This window comes from Pseudomonas sp. LH1G9, from assembly GCF_002949975.1.
Taxonomy (GTDB): domain Bacteria; phylum Pseudomonadota; class Gammaproteobacteria; order Pseudomonadales; family Pseudomonadaceae; genus Aquipseudomonas; species Aquipseudomonas veronii.
In genome coordinates, this window is record NZ_CP026880.1 from 737,897 (window position 1) to 758,733 (window position 20,837).

The window sequence follows — 20,837 nt, forward strand, 5'->3', positions numbered from 1 at the left end:
AAGTGTCTTAATCGGCCCGCACCAGCTTTTTCGCTGCCCTGAAAAAGTGCGGCACTCATTTCTACTGACCTCGGGAGGCGCGTACACGCCATGGGACGTTTGACCACACACGTTTTGGACGCCGCTCACGGCTGTCCCGGCAGCAGCATCACGGTTGAGCTGTACCGCGTCGACGGCGCGCAACTGGAACTGGTCGCCACTGCCGTCACCAACAGCGACGGCCGCTGCGACGCACCGTTGCTGCAAGGCGACGCCTACCGCAGCGGTGTGTACCAACTGCAATTCAGCGCCGGCGACTATTACCGGGCGCGTGGCGTGCAATTGCCGGAGCCGGCGTTCCTCGACGTGGTGGTGCTGCGCTTCGGCATCAGCGCCGAACAGGAGCACTACCATGTGCCGCTGTTGATTTCGCCCTACAGCTATTCCACCTATCGCGGTAGCTGAGCATCATCCCCTCGACGCTCTTCGTTGGTTTTTTTGCCCGCCCACACTGCGGGCTAATGAGATGGTCACTCCCAACACCCTGTGAGGGCTACGTTTTCACGGGGTGTTTTGTTTTCGGAGGCCATCATCATGAGCGAGTCAGCACTGATCGGTATCGGTCTCGGTAAACACACTTTCCACCTGCACGGCGAGGATAAGTCGGGCCGCGAGGTCTTTCGCAGAAAATGCTCACACCAAAATTCTGCCTACTTGTAACGGTTCGCGCTTGAAAAATATGCGACTCGCATTCATCGACTTTCTGACACGCTAAGTACATCAGTGCTGCTTTGTGGCAATTGCATCAGGGAGTAGTTTCCAGTGTGATCGCCATGAAATATTTTGCATGACTAGGCTCTCATCTTTGGGAAATGTCCTATTTACTCTCGATTTTTATGTGTGCAGCCTTTGGCGCATCGTTTGAGCGTCTGCCCGCCGACGCGAGAACCTCGACCGGACTGATCCGCGATAATTAATCGAGGGAATATGGACATGACGATGCCCACTCAATGGCAAGAACAGATCGAACATGTTTGCGCCCACATTGGCATAAGCCAGATTGACTTACTGCTCGACCAGGCAGGATGGAGCCACCGTGCTGTGCCTGCCTTGGAGATGCTAACGCCAAAAGTCCCCTGGTTCTCGTTGTTCACCGGCACGTCAGAGCAAAACCTGTTGGATCAGGCCCCTCTGTTGATGCGTCTGGACTTGACGCAGTGGCGACATAAGGCCTGGCTGGAACAGTTGGTGGAGCATGCCACCGATGGCCGCCTAATGGTGGTGATCTCGTCATTGCCCTTCGAAGTTTTGAGTAAAGCCCTGCAAGGGTTTTCGCAATTGGCTTGGGGTGGACAAACCGGTTTGTTACGGTATTACGACTCACGCATCTTTCCCCTGCTGATGTCCTCGATCCTCACCGATCAGCAGCGCGCCGAGTTTCTGCAAGCCGCTGCTTATTGGGGCTGGCTTGATCGGGATAACCAGCCGCAGTGGTTACAAGGCACGAGGCTCACCCATCAGAGCAATATCCAGGTCAGTCCCTTCGTGGAAATGAACGATCAACAATTTGACCTGCTTGGTTGTATCAGCGATGCACAGCAACTGTTAAATGGCAAAAACTTTGATTTCCTGGATGAGAGCCGAGAGCGGCGTTTCGCGCTAATTCACTCACTTGTTGTGCAAGCGGGTCAGGAAAATTATTTCGGCGATTTGACCGAGTATGTGAAACAGAACTTAAGCAGAACCTAGGTGCCTGGATAGCCACTTTGCGCTGGGACAAGAGTGTATTGCATGCACAAGTGGTTTGAATGGTTTACGCGATCAAGGTGATCAGCAAGGAAGTTGCTAGCGATGCAATCGATAATAAAAAAAACAACACAAAAAGTCGCGTTTTACTTGTTGGGGTTCGCGTTATCTGGGTGTTCTTCAGCGAACAATGAAATGGCAGGGGGAAACCTGCAAGCCATCAACCATACCATGCACGGTATTAACTGGATGTCGGTCAATGGTTACCGAGCGGACGGTGGTGGTGGAAGCTCGTGTTGCATCATCATGCCCGTCAAATGGCGTCCTGGCTTAAAGGCCCAGATTGAATGGGAGGTCGATCCTGAGCCGTCTGCAAAAATGCCCTCTGTAACATCAGATGAGTTCAGAGAGGTTTATGCCAAACATGCAGCCAACTATCAGCGCCACAGCACCACCGTGGATATTCCAGAGTGGCCTGGAACGGAGCGATGCGGCCTGAAGGTACACTTTTTGGTTTGTAACCAGATCAAGGTTACGAGCTCATGTTGGGCATTTAACTCAGAGCATTACCCGATTAAAGAACCCTCGCAAATGAAGGAGCCGGCCGTATGTCCGAAGTGAATAATAATTCAAAAGACAAAGCTTGGGGACCGCCAGTTTTTCCTGCTGCAGGGCGTTTCCCGACGAAAACATCGGATGTGACAGATAACTACAATAAGCAAATTGCTGAGCAAAATCGGCTTCAACAAAAACGTGACGATCAAGGGCGTCGCACACAACGTTTTACCTGTTGTCATAGCCTGCATATCAGTCTGTTTTTCGATGGCACCAACAATAACGAAAAGAGCGACACCCAGGAGGGGCATCCCACTAATATCGCCAAGCTGTTTCATGCCTCACTACGAGGTAAAGACGCGATGGGGCAGGGTTATTTTTCGTATTATATGCCCGGTGTCGGCACGCCATTCCCCGAAGTTGGCGAACTGGATTACAGCGATAGCGGGCTGCAATATGCCACTGGGGGGGAAGACCGGATCAACTGGGCCTTGGTACAGGTGGCCAGCGCGTTATCTTATGCTCTGAACAATAAAAGCGGAATTGATGACATTGTCGCCAAGACCAAGGTCGAGGCCATGAGCACCTGGAAGGCACCGCTGATGAGTGCTCTGGGTGAAGGCAATCGCCGCCGAATCATGAAAGAGCTGCTGGCCCCTTTACACGTTCGCAAGGACGAGGCCCAGCCTAAAGTGCTGGCGGTCAAACTGTACGTGTACGGTTTCTCTCGGGGAGCGGCAGAGGCTCGCACTTTTGTTACCTGGTTGAGTCAGTTGTTCGACACCCCAGAAGGGGATGAACTGCCAAAACAGGAACTGTTGGGCTTGCCTGTCAGCGTCGAGTTTCTTGGCGTGCTGGACACGGTGGCCTCGGTGGGTATTGCCCATGTAGCCCCATTCTTTGCTGGGCATATGGACTGGGCCGATAACACCCAGTTGCTACCGGATGCGCAGCGGTTCCCGGAACTGGTCAAGTGTTGTCGGCATTTTGTCGCGGGCTTCGAGCAACGCTCATGCTTTCCGTTGGATTCGATTCGTAACGAAAACGGCCAGTATCCGGCCAATACCTACGAAGTGGTGTACCCCGGTGTGCATTCGGATGTGGGCGGCGGCTACCCGAAAAATGACCAGGGCAAAGCTCGTGAAGGTACTCATGAGCTGGTGTCGCAGATTGTCTTGCACGACTTGTATGCCGCTGCTTTTGCAGCGGGTGCCCCTCTGCAAGTGCCAGAAGAGGTACTGCCGGACACGTTTAATACTAGCTCGGAGAGGTTGTGGAGAAAAATGGGGCCTGGGACTTCCTCAGAGTTTGTGGTCAGTCAGCAACTGATTGAGCGCTTCAACGCCTGGCGCCTCAAAATCCTACCAGGTGTTGCGGCTGACGAATCCGTCGAGGACTCGGCCTATAAGCCGCTGCGTCTGAACACCACCGTAGAAGACACCCTTGCCGATCAACTGGGCTGGATCACCGGTTGGCGTATTGGTCGTTACGTCAATGATCCTCAAGGTAATAACGACAGCTATAAGCGCCAGCCTTTTTTCACCCAAGCCAAAGAGGCGACGCCCTATCAGGAAACTACTGAGCGCGAACAGTATAAAAAAGACCAGGCTGATGCCGTGAAAATGCGGCGGGAGAACCCTCAGTATCCCGGCCCACGAATCTATGAGCCGCAGATTGATCAGACCCAACTCAGCCAAGCTGCCGAGGAATTCAAGTCTGACTACACCGGCCAGAAGCGTGAGCAATCCAGTTGGCAAGGCACGGTGACCGACGTGGTGTTACGCGATGCGATCTATTTACTTAACGAGAATGACGAGTCCAAGGACCATGACGCCCTCAAGACGGCAGGTGATCTGCGCAGTAAGCAACTGTTCCGTGATGCTCAAGGCACGTCCGGTGCAGACCCTGAGATGGCCCTACTGGTGGCGTTGTTCGATGACCAGATACACGACTCGCGGGCCTGGTTCATGCACGACAAGTTGAAGTCGAGGGAGTTGTGGGCCGGTTATTTCTTTTACCGCATGACCTATTTCGGCAATGACAATAGCCGTGATCTGTCCCCAGTCGTAGTGGCCGGTCGCATATTGGGCGTGGCGATGATTGCCGGGGCTACGGTGTATGGCATCAAGCGCCGTGGTGTATTAGGTGGTGTTGGCGGACTGGCGGCGGGCATTGGGGCGGCGACCATCGGCTACCAGGTGATCGATAAGGCCACTGGCCTAGTGGTACCGTTCTTGCCAGGCGCGGAACAACTCCTGCAACCAAGCAGCCATGTGGGTCAGATCGCGTCGGAGCAAAAGCATCAGATTGAACTGGATGACTTTGCCCGACGCATGGAACGAACCACAGCCATGTTGCGCAAGACGGGCAGCTTGTTCGAACCGGATAGTGTCGTTTAAGACGCGAAAAATAAATCATTCTGGTCGATTACCCTACAAACCTCAGTTCCAACTTCAACTGATGGCTTTGATAATCGAGCTGCACCTTCTCGCTTCCCACCCCATTCAGCCCGCAACTGTTCTCGGCTGCCCAACCAATTGGCCAGAGCAGTTGAGGGTGTTCCAACAGATGCTGATTGATCAAATGGCAGACGCTGTCGGCCTTGGGCGGCAAACCTTCATGGCTGTGTAGCTGTTCAAGCAAAATGCGGATCGCATTGTCATCAGCGACTTCCTGCTGTCGATCTGCGAGCAGTTGCCAGATATATGGACGTCGGCTCGATAACCACTGCGCAATGTTCTGCGATGGGAGCAATATCGGAGGGGATGTTCAAGCGCTGACATATCGCGAGGAATTCGGTGACTTCAATAACCGTAGGGAATTCGAACTCTCTTGGCTGACGCTTTGTCTGGACCACCCGTTAATCAGTATTGCAAAAATGGGGGTGACCATAGATTTTATGCCGCTTGCGCATGCAACTATCTAGCGCCTTTTGCCCTGCGGCGCTGCCTAGGCTGGGTGTTTTCCTCATGCAGAAGAAAACCCCATGACCTCGTCCCCCGACCACGCGAGTGCTTCACCCGACACCGTTAATGCCGACGACCCGGACCTTGCCGCCCAAGTACAAGCGCAGGCGATTCGCGAGCAACTGATACGGCGGATCAACGCCTACACGCACCCCAGTCGCCTGATCAATCGAATTGCGCTTGCCGACGCGCGTTGCGTCGCCGCGACACGCGCACTGGCGCGGCTGATAGGCCGTTCGCCGAAAGTCTTGACGGTCATCCGCGCCGAGCTGCGCAAAGCGTTCGAAATGGACCCGGACCACCTCTTGTTCAGCGAGCCCAAGCCGCCCGCCGCGCCGCGCAAAGTCGAGAGCCTGACCGAGCGGGCGCTGGCGTTGCTGGTTCTGCCGACGGTGCTGATCAACGTCAATCAATTCACCTCCCTGAGTGTCAAAGACGCGCCGGAACGGCGCTTGCCGTATACGCCGCTGGAAGCCCTGCGCCGCGTCGTCGCGCTGCAGCTGTTCGAGCGGCTCGCCCATGCGGTGAGCGCCTACTGGGACTGCCTGGCGCAGGGCACCTGGCTCACACGCCGGGAACGCTGGGTCGAGTTGCACACGGAGCTGTTTGCGGACCGGGCCTTTTTGGCGTGGCAACTGGACGAGCTATCGCGTGCGGGATTCGCCATGGTTCAGGCCCTGATCGATGCGCCCAGCGCCGAGGCGCGCCGTCGTGCGGGCGGGGCTTGGGCTACGCTGCGCGTCGGCCAGTTGCTGTGGCCGGGGGCATCGGCGGTCGCGATCCCAGGGGCACTGCATCTGTATCGCGAGGGCGACCCCAGCGATGCGCCGCACGTGGTTTACCTGCCGGGTGGGGGCCGCAACTTCTACGAGTACCCGTCCTTCGCCGCCCTGCAGGACGGCCTGCTGGCGCTGGACCGGTCGCGGTTCCACGCGCTCTGGCAGTGCCTGCCGTTAAGTCGGCGCGATAACGTGTACCGCCCCGCTGCCTTGTCTGCGACGAGCGCCTTTATGCGCGGCCTGCCGCTGATGGCCGATGCGCTGGCGCTGGGTGCCGAGGCCTTGCTGAGTGGGCAATGGAGCAACGAGTTGGCGTGTGCGGCGAAGATGAATGACGGCTACGTGTTTTCCGAAGGGCGGCCTCGACTGCCGGATGCCGCACCGTTTCTGGCCGCGGTCGAAGGGGCGAGGCAGCAATGGGTCGGCGGCGCTCGGCTTGGCGTGATCGGCGCGCAATTACTCAAGTGGGACCGGCAACGCCGAGGCGCAGAAATCATCTTCGCCAGCACGGCCTCCGGCCTGGCCCTGCACACGGCACAGCGTCAGGTCGCACGCTACGAAGATGCGCTGCTCGCGCTGCTGGTCCCGGCTGATCCCAGCGCGGATACCCTGGCGTACCGGGTCATTGCGTCGCTGATGAGCCAAATTGACGTGCATATCCAAGCGTTGAATACGTTGATGCAAGATGCCGGGCAACGGCTGCTGGAGTTGGCTTTTTGGGCTGAGCGTCCGGGGGGAGCGGGTACGCCCAGGCGCGTGTCGTTGTTTATGCAGGCCCAAACCGCAGCCCTGCGTTGCGAGGTGGAGTTGCAACACCGCCTCAAGCTGATCAGTACGGCGCATCGCGACCTGATGATCGAGGTGGTCGACCAACCCTTGGCCAGCCGTCGCCCGGGCAGTCTTGCCCAAGTGCTGTCGATCGCGGTGGGCTGCGCGCCGGACGCTTTCTACCCGCTCCATAACGTGTGGGTGGTGACCACGGCTGCGGCGCTAGAGCGCTCGTCGCGCCAACTGCCGGTGGTGCTTTACGCTTTCGGCGTGGAGGGCGGGATCAAGGCGTTTGCCGGGCTGGACGCGTTGACCCGCAGCCTCAAGGCAAGCCTGAACAGCCCAGACGACTCGGTGTTGTGGCGCTGCGTCGAGCACGATAAACGCGCCGACCTGCGCGCCCATGCCGCCGCGCAAACACTCGACGTGCGCTACGTTGAAATCAACGGCAAGCCCGCGCTGGCTGCGCTCAAGAAACTGCTGGGGAGCTACGACCGCTTACACCGCAGCAGCGAGGACATCACGCGGGTGTTCAGCGAAGTGACGGATGCCGACCTGAGCCGCGCGCTGCTGATGGTCGATCTGGAAGCGCAGTTGAAGATCCCGCCCAATAATGCCCTGAGCCAGGCGCTGGCCAATATTGAGCTGCTGCGCACGGCGGCGTCTGAGGCGAAAACGCTGCCCGCTTGGCTCGCGCACGCACCACGGGCCCAGCGTCAACACTTCAAGCGCTTGCTGCGCTTGTACCTGGGCAACGCGTTGGCCTTCAAAAGCCGGCTGGAGCAATGCCTGCCTGATCTGAACACCTTTGCCCGGCGCACCTTGATCGCCCGTTTGCGCGAGGACGGTTTTTTTCCGCAGTTGGATATCGACCAAGCGTTGATTGAGATGCCCGATGATGTCCACGGCGCTTTCTGTGGCTGGACCAGTGGCTGCGCCGTGGGCGACCGCCGCATCGTGCTGACCCCGACCGCGACGCGCACCTCCTTCAGCCTGCTGCAACTGGCGCTGCATAACCTGGACCCGCTGGCACCCTGGACGCAGTGGCGATTCGATCATGCGCGTTATCTGCAACCCGAGTGGAAGCAGCGCCTCAATGCCGCTTACTTGATCGGGCTGGTGTCTTCACTGGACATCGGTGGCCGCTACGATGCCCTGATCCACCAAGTTTATTATCCCCGTCGTGAAACCGACCGTGTGCTCAGCGACGGACGTATCCCTGGGTTATTGAATCGCGCCTTGCAAGCGGGCGCTGCATATCACCTGTTCGATGCGGTGCAACGGGGGCTGACGGCAACGGCACAAAGCCTGTTCAAGACGGCGATGGCGGCACGCACGCCGCAGGACCTGTCGAGCAGTCAGCACCCGCTGCAGTTGTACGTGGTCCATCTGGTCGGCCACACCCTGCAGCATGATCGCTATGTCGCAGGGATCGTCGCGGTACATGACCCGCGTACCGACCTGTGCGTGGTTTACTGGCCCGATGCGCCGTCGGCCCTGGTCCTGACCGAGTACGGCAGCTTGCAACAGGCCCATGCTGCATTGAACCGCATCGGTGCGTTAGCGGATAACGTCAAGACACTGGCGCGGCAGGTCGCGCCGGGCTGGGCATTCGAGGCGCTCCCCCAGCCACCGGAGGGGGTCGATGCGCGCGCCCAGGCCGCCAAAACGCTGAACGCCATACCGGCGTTTTTCATGATGAAGGGCATCTGGCGGGGGATCGACTTCGTGCGCTCATTTGGCATCAAGCACCTGGAACCTGCGGTGGTGCTCGAGGAGATCGAAGCCCAGACCCTTGAACAGATCGCCAGTGCTCCGCAGGACTGGCTCGCGCTTGTGGCCGTGCCCCACTGCAACGCCCAGGCATTGCTCTACCACGCCAGCGTGCAGGAGCTGCAACGCCGCACTCAAGCGGCCAGTCATTCCGGCAAGGCGTTGGAGCACTATCGGAACCAGCGCCTGAATGAGCAGGGTGATACCCGCGCACGGGCGCTGGTGGGGTTTTTTTCGCCGTTGTACGGGACGTTCAATGACTTCCATGAGCTGCTGCTGGTATCACGGCGTTATCACCGTTTCGGCGACCCCCGGGACGCGGTCGATGTGGGTTTCATGAGCGCCTTTATGGTGATCGACGTGTTGCTGAACTTTGTCCCCGGCCCCAGGAAAGTCGGACGTGTCGGCGCAGGTGTCGCGCGGCCGGCGCTGAGGGCCGTGCTGGGGCGGCTACATCGTTTACGGATGGCGACGGATGCCGGGGTTTCCCGCGTGGCAACGCCGCCCGTGACTCGGCTCAAGGCCTTGGATCGCTTCAAAATCAACGGCGTGCCTGAGGGCGCCGTTGCGCTGAAAGGGCCGGACACGGCAGGCGTGCAGGTGAAACACGGTGAGCTCTTTGTGGCGGACGACACCCACACTTACCCCCTTTACCGACGTGGAGACGAACCGGCGTTCCGCCTGAAGAACCCGCAGACACCGGGGCAGGACGAACTGATTTTGCACATCCACCAGTCCAAGGAATGGTTACTCGGCGCGGATGCACCGCAACCGGTCGCGGGCACCAGTTCCGGGGTGCTCAACCCATGGCGTCCACCCGTGACGCCGCCACCGGACTGGCGCCCACCGACGGTGCGCGCCGCTACGGAAAGCCGCATTTATCGCTCGTCCGCGCCGAACACCGAGTGGTTCGCCTGGCGCGCGCGCGTGCCCACGGGCCAAGTGCCTGGCTCCTCGGCGTTCGGCACGTTTCATGTGCATATGGACCCGCCGGGGTTTCCCTACGATGTCATCTATATCGGCGCCCAGTACGACCGCCCGACGGCATCGGGGGTGGGCTATTACCGGGTGCTGGCGCCGGGGGACAGTGCGCCCTGGAGCGGCCTTGCATTCATTACCAAGGATGAACCGCTGGTGTCACTGGCCCGGGCGGACCTTGAGCGTTGGACAGACACTGCGCTGGAGGAACAGCCCATCCCGGTATCACGCACCCAGGCGGGCGAGTGGCAGCTCCATGCGCCGTTGTTCGACACGCCGTTGGAACGATCTGTCGCCACGGCGTTCCCGAACCTTACTACCCATAGCCGCAGCATGGCCGTCGCCCGGCTGGTCGAACTGGCCGATACTTCTCGCTCGGCGACGGCCAGCCACCTGCTCAATGTGCGTGCAGCGCTGGACAATTGGTTGACCCCCACCGCCAACCGGCTGGGCCAGACCGATGATTTGTTGAGAATGCTGCGGCCCACCGAAAGCAGCGGCCGATCGATCTATATCGGCTTCGACGGCAAGGCACCGGGCTTCACTCGCGTCGACTTCAACGTGGCCGGCCTGGACCCGACCCTGCGCACCGGCGGCCGCGCGCGTGCGCCGCAGCGGGAGATTGCACAGCGCGCAGCCGTCAAGCGCGTGCTCGAACAGCAGGGCTTCGACGTGCAGGAACTGCAGGTCATGCGCGGCAAAAAGCCCAGCCATGAATTGCTCGTGACACATTCGCGCTGCGGTTCAAACAAACTGTACTACGTGTCGTTGCATTGGCTTGGGCGCGGCTCTGTGCCGTTGGAAAACCGCCTGACAGACCATTGGTTCAATGCCGCAATCATCAGACACCCGACCTCGCTGGCGTTGGCTGCGGTCAAGAGTGCGCTGCGGGAAAACCGCCTGGTTCGGATCGCCGCCGGCATTCAGTGGCAGGCGACGGGGTCGGTCCGCCCCAGCGTGTATTTTGTCAAAGTGACCCCGCTCTGACATTGAGCAGCGAGGCCGCGCCAGCCGCCCCGAACAGCCCGGCACTGGTGCGGTTGAACCAGCTCTGGCCGTTGCCGCTGCGCAGATAGCGTGCCGTGCCGTGGGCGCCAAGGCCGTAGGCGAGCTTGCACAACAGGTCGAGCACGGTCCAGGTGGCGATCATCACCAGCAGTTGCGGCAGAAACGGCTGCTGGCTGCTGAGGAACTGCGGCAGGAAGGCGGCGAAGAACAGGATGTCCTTGGGGTTGCTGGCGCCCAGCACAAACGCACGGCCAAACAAGGCGCGAAAACGCGGCGTGGCGACGGCCAGAGGCACCACCGCGCCGTGGGCCGGTTGGCGCGATTGCTGCCAGCTCTGCCAGGCGAGGTAAAACAGGTAGAGCGCGCCGACTATCTTCAAGGCGCTGAACAATTGTTCCGACGCGAGCAACAGCGCACCCAGGCCGAGTGCCGAGGCACTCAACAGGCAGATCGAGGCAAACACGCCGCCGAGGAACGCCGGGTACGAACGGCGCAGGCCGTAGTTCAAGCTGTTGCTGATCATCAGCAACGACAGGGGGCCGGGGATCAGGATCACCACCAGCGCGGCGCCGCTGAACAGCAGCCAGGTTTCCAGGTTCATTCACAGTGCTCCTTTCATGCAAAAGCCTCACCCAAAGGTGAGGCGGTTTCTTCGGGGGTTGCCGACCTAGAGGAAGATGAATTTCGCGATAAAGATCGCGCACAGCACCCACAGGCTGACGGAAATTTCGCGGTACTTGCCGCTGCCGGCCTTGAGCGCCACGTAAGTGATAAAGCCCAGGGCGATCCCGTCGGCGACCGAGAAGGTCAGCGGCATCATGATCGCGGTGACGATCGCCGGAATGCTGTCGGTGGCGTCGTCCCAATTGATATGGGCCATGCTCGCCATCATCAGCATCGCCACATAAATCAGCGCGCCGGCGGTGGCATACGCAGGAATCATGCCCGCCAGCGGCGCGAAAAACATCGCCGCCACAAACAGCACGCCCACGGTCACGGCGGTCAGCCCGGTACGGCCGCCGGCGGCGACACCGGCGGCACTTTCCACGTAGCTGGTCACCGGCGGCACGCCGACCATGGCGCCGAACACGCTGGAGGCGCTGTCGGCCTTCAACGCACGGGACAGGTTGTGGATCTTGCCGTCGGGGTTGACCAGCCCGGCCCGTTGCGCGACGCCCATCAGGGTGCCGGCGGTGTCGAACATGTGTACAAACAGAAAGGCGAACACCACGCTGATCATGCTCACATTGAATACACCCATCACGTCCATGGCTAACCAGGTCGGTGCCAGGCTCGGCGGGGTGGCGAGGATGCCGTTGTAGTGCACCAGCCCGAGGCCCCAGCCGGCGAGGGTCACGGCGATGATGCTGATGAGAATCGCGCCGAACACCCGGTGGTAGCTGAGCATGGCGATCAGTAGAAAGCAGATGGCCGCCAGCAACGGTGCCGGCTCGTGCAGCGAACCGAGCTTGATCAGGGTGGCCGGGCTGTCGACGATGATGCCGGCGGTTTTCAGGCCGATCACCCCGAGGAACAAGCCGACACCGGCGCCCATCGCATGGCGCAGGCTCACCGGAATGCTGTTGAGCAGCCATTCGCGGATGCGCGACAGCGTCAGCACCATGAACAACACGCCGGAGATAAACACCGCGCCGAGGGCCGTCTCCCAGGTGTAGCCCATGGTCCCGACCACGGTGTAGGTGAAGAACGCGTTCAAGCCCATGCCCGGCGCCAGGCCCACCGGCCAGTTGGCATACAGGCCCATCAACAGGCACCCCAGCGCGGCAGCGATGCACGTGGCGACAAAGGCGGCGCCGTGATCGATACCGGCATCGGCCATGATGTTCGGGTTGACGAAGATGATGTAGGCCATGGTGATAAACGTCGTGAGGCCGGCGATCAACTCGGTCTTCACTGTGGTGCCATGCACGCGCAGTTTGAACAGGCGTTCGAGCCAGCCGCTGTCGGCGGCGGAGAGGTTCGGCGCGGCGAGGTCCAGCGGGGCTTCGGATTTGCGGCTATCCACAGCAAGTACTCCTCAAGCATTTTATTGTTATGGTCAGCGCGCAGGCGCTGTGAGGTACTGGCGGGTTTGTTGACTGATAGGTCAGGAACTCGCACGAAGCGAATTATGCTTTTGTATACAAAAAAAGCAAATAATGTTTTCGATTGTCTGCGCAAAAAAGGATGAAAGGCTAATTCACCGCACTCAACGCCTGATTGACCGCCAGCCAGCCGTTCACCGCGGCTTCCCCCGCTTCATTGAAGGCGCGCTGCAACAACTTCACCTGTTCGCGGCGCAAGGACTGCTCGAAACGCAGACCTTCGGCGCTCAATTCCAGCAGGCGTTTGCGCTTGTCGGTCTCCGACGCGACGCTCTGCACCAGGTGCATTTCCTGTAATTGGCGCAGCGGCATGTTCAGCGCCTGCTTGCTCACGCCGAGCAATTCCAGCAGTTCCTTCACGCTCAGGCCGGGGTAGCGCGCGATAAAAAATACGATGCGCTGATGCACCCGGCTCAGGCCGCGGCGCTCCAGCATTTCGTCGGCCTTGGCGGTGAACGCCTGGTAGCCGAAGAAGAACGCTTCCATGGCGGTTTGCTGGCTGGTCTGGTTTTTAAGGTCAAGCATATTGACGTATCCACGCAAGTCGTCGTAATTTCGGTCAACCAGTTTGACGTATTTCCCACAGGCTTTGCTACCGGTGACCCTATGGCCTTCTCAGAACGTGTTACGCGCCTCAAAAGCTCCTTGATCCGTGAAATCCTCGCGGCGGCCCAGCGCCCGGAAATGATGTCGTTCGCCGGTGGGCTGCCGGCCGAAGCGATGTTGCCCGCGTTGAACTGGGACGACATGCCGGTGAACATCGGCCAATACGGCATGAGCGAAGGCGAGCCGCAGCTGCGTGAATTGCTCGCCGCCGAGGCGCGTGCATTGGGTGTGCCGTGCCAGGCCAGCCAGGTGTTGGTGGTCAGCGGTTCCCAGCAGGCCCTGGACCTGGCGGCCAAGCTGTATATCGACAAGGGCACGAACATCCTCCTGGAAGGCCCGACCTACCTGGCGGCCTTGCAGATTTTCCAACTGTTCGGCGCCGAGTGCCTCACCGTACAACTGGAAGCCGACGGCCCGGACCTGGCCGCGTTGCGCTCACGTCTCGAACGCTACCGCCCGGCGTTCATCTACCTGATCCCGACGTTCCAGAACCCGTCGGCCGTGCGTTACAGCGAGGCCAAGCGCGAAGCCGTCGCGGCGCTGCTCGATGAGTTCGACGTGACCCTGATCGAAGACGAACCGTACCGCGAACTGACCTTCGACGGCGGCAGTGCGCAGCCCATCGCCGGCCGCCTGAAAAAGGCCAGTTGGATCTACACCGGCACCGTGTCGAAAACCTTGTTGCCCGGCCTGCGCGTCGGTTACCTGATCGCCAGCCCCGACCTGTTCCCGCACTTGCTCAAGCTCAAGCAGTCGGCCGACCTGCACACCAACCGCGTCGGCCAGTGGCAGGCGATGCAGTGGCTCGGCAGCGAAAAATATCAACAGCATCTGGTCGAGCTGCGCGGTTTCTATCGCGCGCGCCGGGATGCTTTTCAGGCGGCGCTTGAGCGGCATTTCGGCGAATTGGCCGACTGGCAAGTGCCCCAGGGCGGATTATTCTTCTGGTTGACCTTGAAACAGCCGCTCGACACCCGCACCTTGTTGGCACCTGCGCTCGATCAGAACGTCGCGTTCATGCCCGGTGAACCGTTCTTTTCCGAGCCGGACCAGCACCTTGGCTCACTGCGGCTCAATTTCAGCCATATCGACCCGTCCCGTCTGGACGAAGGTCTCAAGCGCCTGGCTGCGGTGGTCCGTCAAGCACAGCACGCGCGAGCGGCATAAGGGGAGCCCCATGTACAAGGTTTATGGCGATTACAAGTCGGGCAACTGCTACAAGGTCAAATTGATGCTCAACCTGTTGGGCATCCCGTATCAATGGGTGGATGTCGACATCCTCAAGGGCGACACCCAGACCGCCGAATTCCTGGCCAAGAACCCCAACGGCAAGATCCCGGTGCTGGAGCTCGAAGACGGCACCTGCCTGTGGGAATCCAATGCGATCCTCAACTTCCTCGCCGATGGCAGCGAGTTTCTGCCGACCGAACCGCGCTTGCGTACCCAAGTGTTGCAGTGGCAGTTCTTCGAGCAGTACAGCCACGAGCCGTACATTGCGGTGGCGCGCTTTATCCAACTGTACTTGGGGATGCCAGAGGATCGCCTCGACGAATACAAAACCACCCACAAGGGCGGTTACAAGGCGTTGAAGGTCATGGAGCGCCAACTGCAAAGCACGCCGTACCTGGTGGGCGAGCAGTATTCGATTGCGGATATTGCGTTGTATGCCTACACCCATGTGGCGCATGAAGGCGGTTTTGACTTGACGCCTTACCCGGCGCTGCAGGCATGGCTGAAGCGTGTGGCCAGCCATCCCAGACATGTGGCGATGCTCGACTGACTCACTCGGTCAATTGTGGGAGCGGGCAAGCCCCTCCCACATTTAGCTCAGTGGTGTGTCGGATAATTTGTCATGCAGCAAGTCGAAACAGCGCTGCGCCGCCGGGCTCAGCGCCATCGCGCTGCGACTGATCAGCCCGATCTCGCGGTTCACGCCGGGATGATCGATGCTGATGCGCTTCAACCCCTCCAGGCTGTCCGCCGCCGACTCCGGCAGCACACTGATCCCCAAGCCCTGACGCACCAGCGCCAATACCGTCGACATGTAGTTGGCCTCCATGCCCGCGTTCATCGTCAGGCGTGTCTCATCAAATAGCGCTTCGACGTGTTCGCGCACACTGCTGTCGCGCCCGGTCAGGATGATCGGCTGATCCGCCAGTTGCTTCAGGGTCAGCGCCGGATAGCGGGCGAGGGGATGATCCAGCGGTACGAACGCGCACAGCCGATCATTCAATACCGGCACGAACGCCAGCCCGTGGTTCAGCCGTGCGCGCACGCCGATGCCGAAGTCCACCTCGCCCGAGCGCACCTGGGCATGGATGCGATGGGCCACCAGGTCATGCAGGCGCACTTCGATCCCGCCGAAGCGTTCGCGAAACAGGCGCAGCGCGGGCGGCAGGGCGCCGGCGCACACCGAGGGCAGGGCGGCGATGGTCACCACGCCACGACGTAACGCCGCGAGGTCGCGGGAGCCGGTGACGATGTTGTCCAGGTCCAGCAGCAGCTTTTCCATCGGCCCGCGCGCTTCCTGGCCGGCGGCCGTGATGCTGACATGCCGCGGGCTGCGGTCGAGCAGGGCGACGCCGAGCCAGTCCTCGAGTTGCTGAACCTGCACGGTGAGCGCGGACGGCGACAGATGCAGTTCGTTGGCTGCCTTGGTAAAGCTGCCGGTACGCGCGACAGCGAGGAAGGCTTGGATGTGTTGGATAGAGTTCTTCATTTTGTTTTTCCGAACAATAGCTGGTGAATATTCCAATTTACAAAGACTAACGCGTTTCCAATACTCCAGGGAAAACAATAACCGGCCACCAAGGCCGCTCTGGAGTAACCCATGCTCGCTACCCTGGGTGTCATTACCATCCTTTGCTTGCTCGCTGCCGTCATGAGCAAACGCCTCTCGCCCCTGGTGGCGCTGATCGCCTTGCCGATCATCGCTGCGCTGCTCGGCGGGTTCGGCCTGCAAACCAGTGCCTTCATCATTACCGGGATCAAGAACGTTGCCCCGGTGGTGGGCATGTTTGTGTTCGCGATTCTGTTTTTCGGGATCATGACCGATGCCGGCATGCTTGACCCGATCATTGATCGCATCCTGCGCACGGTAGGGACGCGTCCTACACGAATTGTCGTTGGCACCGCGACCCTCGCCTTGCTGGTCCACCTGGACGGTTCCGGCGCGGTGACGTTTCTGGTGACGGTGCCGGCGATGCTGCCGCTGTATACGCGGCTGGGCATCGACAAACGCATCCTCGCTTGCGTCTGCGCGATGGCTGCCGGGGTCAACTTCCTGCCGTGGACCGGCCCGGTGCTGCGCTCGTCGGCGGCGTTGCATGTGCCAGTGGCAGATCTGTTCCAGCCGCTGATCCCGGTGCAGATCGTCGGCCTGATCTTTGTCTTCGCCTGCGCCTGGTGGCTCGGCCATCGTGAAGAAAAACGCCTTGGCCTGGGCGCCGGTTCGACGGTGGATGCCGTGCCGCAACGGGTGCTCAGCGACGACGACATCAAGCTGCGACGCCCACGGCTGTTCTGGGTCAACCTGATGCTCACCGTGCTGGTGATGGTGGTGATGATCGCCGGCTGGGTCGACCCGGTGGTGATGTTCATGCTCGGCACCGTGGTCGCGCTGTGCATCAACTACCCGGATGTCGACGCCCAGCGCGCACGCATCGACGCCCATGCCAAGACCGCCCTGACCATGGCCAGTATCCTGCTCGCCGCCGGGGTGTTCACCGGCATCATGCAAGGCACCGGCATGCTCAAGGCGATTGCCGAAGTGGCGGTGGCGCAGATTCCGGCCGGCCACGGCAAGTTGATCCCGGCAGTGGTGGGCTTTATTTCCATGCCGCTGAGCATGTTGTTCGACCCCGATTCCTACTATTTCGGGGTGATGCCGGTGATCGCCGAAGTCGGCAAGGCCCTGGGCGTCGACCCGCTGCAAGTGGCCCAGGCCTCGCTGCTGGGCGTACACACCACCGGTTTCCCGGTCAGCCCGCTGACCCCCGCGACCTTCCTGTTGGTGGGGCTGTGCAAGATCGAGCTGGCCGATCACCAGCGCTTCACCATTCCGTTTCTGTTCGCCGCGTCGGTGTTGATGACCCTGACCGCGTTGCTCCTGGGAGTATTTTGAGATGAAAACCTTGCGCATCGGTTCCGGCGCCGGCTATTCCGGCGACCGCATCGAACCTGCCGTGGAACTGGCCGAACAGGGCGACCTCGATTACCTGGTCTTCGAATGCCTGGCCGAACGCACCATCGCCTTGGCGCAACAGGCACGCATCAGCGATCCGCAGGGTGGGTATGACCCGTTGCTGAGTGAGCGCATGCGCCGGGTACTGCCCTTTGTCGGTGAGCAGGCAGGTCGCCGGCGCTTGCGCGTGATCACCAATATGGGCGCGGCCAACCCGGTGTCGGCGGCCATTGAAGTGCGGCGCATTGCCAATGAGCTGGGCCTGAGCCTCAAGGTCGTGGCGGTGGTGGGCGATGATGTGCTCGACGTGTTGCGCCCCGAGCAGGTGTTGGATAACGGCCAGACCCTTGGCTCGCTGGGTGCGCGGCTGATTTCCGCGAACGCCTACCTGGGCGTCGACGGCATTCTGCAGGCGTTGCGCGCCGAGGCTGATGTAGTGATCACCGGGCGCGTGGCCGACCCGTCGCTATTTCTGGCGCCGCAGATGTTTGCGTTCGGCTGGGCGGCTGACGATTGGTTGCGCCTGGGGCGCGGCACGTTGGTCGGGCATTTGCTCGAATGCGCGGGGCAGGTCAGCGGCGGCTATTTCGCCGATCCCGGGTTCAAGGACGTAGACGACCTGGCGCGCCTGGGCTTCCCCCTGGCCGAGATCGATGCCGAGGGCAACGCCGTGATCACCAAAGTGAGCGGGTCGGGCGGGCGCGTCAGCCGCGCTACGTGTACTGAACAATTGATCTACGAAGTACACGACCCGGCGGCCTATCTGACGCCGGACGTGACGGCCGACTTTTCCCAGGTGAGCTTTGTCGAGGAAAGCGTCGACCGGGTACGCGCCCAGGGCGCTGCGGGACGGGCGCGGCCGGAACGGTTGAAAGTCAGCGTGGGTTACCTGGACGGTTGGATCGGCGAGGGGCAGATGTCCTACGGCGGGCCGGGAGCCGTCGCACGCGCCCAACTGGCGCGAGAGGTGGTGCTCAAGCGCCTGGAACTGATGGGGGTGAAGATGCAGGACGTGCGCGCCGAGTTGATCGGCATGGACTCGCTGCACGGCCCGCGCAGCCGCGTCGAGCCGTGGGAAGTGCGCCTGCGCGTCGCTGCGCGTTGTGAGGAACGCAGCGAAGCGGTGCGGGTCGGCAATGAAGTGGAAACCCTCTACACCAACGGCCCGTCCGGCGGCGGCGGTGCCAGCAAGAGCGTGCGTCAGGTGGTGGCGGTGGCCTCGTTGTTGTTGCCGCGTGACGCCGTCAACCCGAGGATCGAAGCATGAAGCTGCATACCCTGGCCCATTCCCGCACCGGGGATAAGGGCGACACCTCGAACATTTCGATCATTGCCTATCGCCCTGAGGATTATCCGCTGCTCTGCGAACAGCTCACGGCCGCGCGCGTGGCGGCGTTCTTCGCCGGGCTGTTGGAGCCGGGGGCGGCGCCGGTGCGACGCTATGAATTGCCCAACGTGCAGGCGCTGAACTTCGTGTTGCCGGGGATCTTGCGCGGCGGCGTGACCCGTTCGCTGGCGCTGGACGCCCATGGCAAGTGCCTGGGCTCCGCATTACTGGACATGGAAATCCCCGCTCTGTAGGAGCGAGCCAGCTCGCGAAAATCGTCAACGATAACGAGGGGAACCTGACACCCAGCGGCGTCCTCAGGTTTTTCGCGAGCAAGCTCGCTCCTACAGAGGAGAGGGCGTTTGTCAGGCGGCGGCGAAGCGCTTGTCCAGGTAATCGATGATCACCTTGGAGTCATACATCCAGGTGGTCTGGCCATTCTCTTCGATGCGCAGGCACGGCACTTTGATCTTGCCGCCTTGCTCCAGCAGGGTCTGGCGATCCTGTTCGTTGTTCTTCGCATCCTTCAACGCTACCGGCACATTCAGGCGATGCAGGGTGCGACGGGTCTTCACGCAGAACGGGCAGGCGTGGAACTGATACAGGGTCAGTTCCTTGGCGGCCGCGTTGACCTGCGCTTGCTGCTCGGCGGGGCGCTGCTTTTTGCGTGGACGGGTAATGTAGTCGCCCGCGATGATGACGTGGCCGAGGCCCACTCGAAGTGCTTTGACGAACATGGCTGAAACCTCTTGCCCAGAACAGAGGGCAGCATCTTACTTGATTTGTGGGGGCGAAAAAAAACCGGCGATGAACGCCGGCTTTTTCCTACCCGACCGGTTATTTGATCAGGCTGAGGAATTCGCTGCGGGTCGCCGCGTTTTCGCGGAACTCACCCAGCATCACCGAGGTGATCATCGACGAATTCTGTTTCTCCACACCGCGCATCATCATGCACATGTGCTTGGCTTCGATCACCACGGCCACGCCCAGGGCGCCGGTCACTTGCATTACGGCATCGGCGATCTGGCGGCTGAGGTTTTCCTGGATCTGCAGGCGGCGCGCATACATGTCGACAATCCGCGCGACCTTCGACAGGCCCAGCACTTTGCCGCTCGGGATATACGCGACGTGGGCCTTGCCGATAAACGGCAGCAGGTGGTGTTCGCACAACGAGTACAACTCGATGTCCTTGACCAGCACCATTTCGCTGTTGTCGGAGCTGAACAAGGCACCGTTGGTGACTTCTTCCAGTGTCTGTTCATAGCCGCGGCAAAGGTACTGCATCGCCTTGGCGGCACGCTTTGGCGTGTCGAGCAGGCCCTCGCGGGTAACGTCCTCGCCGAGTTGGCCGAGGATCGCGGTGTAATTCTGTTCCAGGGACATGAAACTACCTGTGGGATTTTCGCAAAGCGCAAGGGTACGGTGGCCGACCCATCGCTGCAAGCCTGACGATGGCACTGGTTACTCGTCGCGCCCTTCCAGCATGGTGCGCTTGAGCATCACATACACCGCGCCGGCGCCACCGTGGCGGGGCTGGCAGGAGGTAAAGCCGAGTACTTGGGCATGCTGGCGCAGCCAGGTGTTGACGTGGCTCTTGATCATCGGCCGCTTGCCATCCAGGCGCACGGCCTTGCCGTGGGTGACGCGCACGCAGCGGATCTCGAACCGGGTGGCTTCGGCGAGGAAGGCCCAGAGGGTTTCCCGGGCTTTTTCCACGCTCATGCCGTGCAGGTCGAGGCTGCCTTCGAAGGGGATCTGGCCGGTCTTGAGCTTGCGTATCTGGCTTTCCTGCACGCCGTCGCGGGCCCACATCAGCTCGTCTTCGGGGCCGACGTCAATCACGAACTGGTCCGACAGACCGTCCACGGTGGTGGCGTCAGTGCGTACAGTCGCGGCCTGGCGCAGCTTGGCGATCTGCGCTCGGTCACTCTTGGGTTTGCCGGTGTCGGCGCGGTCGTGCTTGATCGGCTTGACGCCGCGCAGCTCGTTTTTGAACAGGGAAAAATCGTCGTCTTGCATGTCAGCCTCCGCGAGGGGCGGGCAGTTTACCTAAATCGCGGCGGC

The 20,837-nt window shown here is 60.8% G+C and carries 17 protein-coding genes and 2 pseudogenes; 12 read left to right on the top strand and 7 right to left on the bottom strand.

Annotated elements, in window-relative coordinates; genetic code table 11:
* Positions 1 to 90 precede the first annotated feature (90 nt).
* From uraH to C5F70_RS03490, 6 genes and pseudogenes are all read left to right on the top strand, one after another.
* Complete coding sequence (gene uraH / locus C5F70_RS03455) at positions 91 to 444, top strand: hydroxyisourate hydrolase (RefSeq protein ID WP_017845823.1); 354 nt, start codon at positions 91 to 93, stop codon at positions 442 to 444.
* A gap of 129 nt (positions 445 to 573) precedes the next feature.
* Positions 574 to 681, top strand: a pseudogene (locus C5F70_RS03460) (IS110 family transposase); the annotation flags it as partial.
* A 291-nt stretch (positions 682 to 972) separates the two neighbouring features.
* Entirely contained in the window at positions 973 to 1,728 is a 756-nt protein-coding gene (locus C5F70_RS03465) for a DUF4123 domain-containing protein (protein ID WP_104904523.1), read from the top strand.
* 102 nt (positions 1,729 to 1,830) lie between these two features.
* Positions 1,831 to 2,346, top strand: coding sequence for a DUF3304 domain-containing protein (locus tag C5F70_RS03470; protein WP_082643800.1), 516 nt, complete (start codon positions 1,831 to 1,833; stop codon positions 2,344 to 2,346).
* A complete protein-coding gene (locus C5F70_RS03475) occupies positions 2,334 to 4,679 on the top strand; it encodes a DUF2235 domain-containing protein (RefSeq protein ID WP_104902725.1) in 2,346 nt (781 codons plus the stop codon). Before C5F70_RS03470 ends, C5F70_RS03475 begins: the two co-directional genes overlap by 13 nt.
* Positions 4,680 to 5,266: 587 nt before the next feature.
* Positions 5,267 to 10,531, top strand: a complete 5,265-nt coding sequence (locus tag C5F70_RS03490) for a dermonecrotic toxin domain-containing protein (protein ID WP_104902728.1) — start codon at positions 5,267 to 5,269, stop codon at positions 10,529 to 10,531.
* Here the strand turns inward: C5F70_RS03490 and C5F70_RS03495 are convergent.
* The 3 genes from C5F70_RS03495 to C5F70_RS03505 all read right to left on the bottom strand — a co-directional run bounded on the left by C5F70_RS03495 (position 10,512) and on the right by C5F70_RS03505 (position 13,182).
* Positions 10,512 to 11,153 carry a LysE family translocator gene (locus C5F70_RS03495; protein ID WP_104902729.1) on the bottom strand — a complete coding sequence of 214 codons (642 nt, stop codon included), beginning with the start codon at positions 11,151 to 11,153 and terminating at the stop codon, positions 10,512 to 10,514. The genes C5F70_RS03490 and C5F70_RS03495 overlap by 20 nt on opposite strands.
* A 66-nt stretch (positions 11,154 to 11,219) precedes the next feature.
* Positions 11,220 to 12,551 carry an NCS2 family permease gene (locus C5F70_RS03500; protein WP_177410573.1) on the bottom strand — a complete coding sequence of 444 codons (1,332 nt, stop codon included), beginning with the start codon at positions 12,549 to 12,551 and terminating at the stop codon, positions 11,220 to 11,222.
* 196 nt (positions 12,552 to 12,747) lie between these two features.
* The gene (locus C5F70_RS03505; protein WP_046382563.1) at positions 12,748 to 13,182 is read right to left on the bottom strand and encodes a MarR family winged helix-turn-helix transcriptional regulator; all 435 of its coding nucleotides are present in this window, start codon (positions 13,180 to 13,182) and stop codon (positions 12,748 to 12,750) included.
* An 81-nt stretch (positions 13,183 to 13,263) separates the two neighbouring features.
* Between C5F70_RS03505 and C5F70_RS03510 the strand changes: the two genes are divergently transcribed.
* Both C5F70_RS03510 and C5F70_RS03515 read left to right on the top strand, forming a co-directional pair.
* The gene (locus tag C5F70_RS03510; RefSeq protein WP_046483985.1) at positions 13,264 to 14,430 is read left to right on the top strand and encodes a PLP-dependent aminotransferase family protein; all 1,167 of its coding nucleotides are present in this window, start codon (positions 13,264 to 13,266) and stop codon (positions 14,428 to 14,430) included.
* Positions 14,431 to 14,440: 10 nt separating this feature from the next.
* Positions 14,441 to 15,043 carry a glutathione S-transferase family protein gene (locus C5F70_RS03515; protein WP_017845833.1) on the top strand — a complete coding sequence of 201 codons (603 nt, stop codon included), beginning with the start codon at positions 14,441 to 14,443 and terminating at the stop codon, positions 15,041 to 15,043.
* Between the two features lie 42 nt (positions 15,044 to 15,085).
* On the opposite strand, the gene C5F70_RS03520 is transcribed toward C5F70_RS03515, so the two are convergent.
* Complete coding sequence (locus C5F70_RS03520; protein ID WP_057003892.1) at positions 15,086 to 15,982, bottom strand: LysR family transcriptional regulator; 897 nt, start codon at positions 15,980 to 15,982, stop codon at positions 15,086 to 15,088.
* 111 nt (positions 15,983 to 16,093) lie between these two features.
* Between C5F70_RS03520 and C5F70_RS03525 the strand changes: the two genes are divergently transcribed.
* The 4 genes and pseudogenes from C5F70_RS03525 to C5F70_RS30940 all read left to right on the top strand — a co-directional run.
* Positions 16,094 to 17,386 carry a CitMHS family transporter gene (locus C5F70_RS03525; protein WP_102618018.1) on the top strand — a complete coding sequence of 431 codons (1,293 nt, stop codon included), beginning with the start codon at positions 16,094 to 16,096 and terminating at the stop codon, positions 17,384 to 17,386.
* Between the two features lies 1 nt (position 17,387).
* Positions 17,388 to 18,713 carry an acyclic terpene utilization AtuA family protein gene (locus C5F70_RS03530; RefSeq protein WP_104902731.1) on the top strand — a complete coding sequence of 442 codons (1,326 nt, stop codon included), beginning with the start codon at positions 17,388 to 17,390 and terminating at the stop codon, positions 18,711 to 18,713.
* On the top strand, positions 18,710 to 19,027 hold the full coding sequence (locus tag C5F70_RS03535; protein ID WP_046483978.1) for a hypothetical protein: 318 nt from the start codon (positions 18,710 to 18,712) through the stop codon (positions 19,025 to 19,027). Before C5F70_RS03530 ends, C5F70_RS03535 begins: the two co-directional genes overlap by 4 nt.
* Positions 18,997 to 19,122 (top strand): annotated as a pseudogene (locus C5F70_RS30940) (outer membrane lipoprotein carrier protein LolA); the annotation flags it as partial. The gene C5F70_RS03535 and the pseudogene C5F70_RS30940, both read left to right, overlap by 31 nt.
* Positions 19,123 to 19,138: 16 nt before the next feature.
* Here the strand turns inward: C5F70_RS30940 and C5F70_RS03545 are convergent.
* The 3 genes from C5F70_RS03545 to C5F70_RS03555 all read right to left on the bottom strand — a co-directional run bounded on the left by C5F70_RS03545 (position 19,139) and on the right by C5F70_RS03555 (position 20,792).
* On the bottom strand, positions 19,139 to 19,510 hold the full coding sequence (locus C5F70_RS03545) for a glutathione S-transferase N-terminal domain-containing protein (RefSeq protein ID WP_017845838.1): 372 nt from the start codon (positions 19,508 to 19,510) through the stop codon (positions 19,139 to 19,141).
* 100 nt (positions 19,511 to 19,610) lie between these two features.
* The gene (gene folE / locus C5F70_RS03550) at positions 19,611 to 20,156 is read right to left on the bottom strand and encodes a GTP cyclohydrolase I FolE (protein ID WP_017845839.1); all 546 of its coding nucleotides are present in this window, start codon (positions 20,154 to 20,156) and stop codon (positions 19,611 to 19,613) included.
* Positions 20,157 to 20,234: 78 nt separating this feature from the next.
* Positions 20,235 to 20,792, bottom strand: a complete 558-nt coding sequence (locus tag C5F70_RS03555) for a Smr/MutS family protein (RefSeq protein WP_017845840.1) — start codon at positions 20,790 to 20,792, stop codon at positions 20,235 to 20,237.
* Positions 20,793 to 20,837 lie beyond the last annotated feature (45 nt).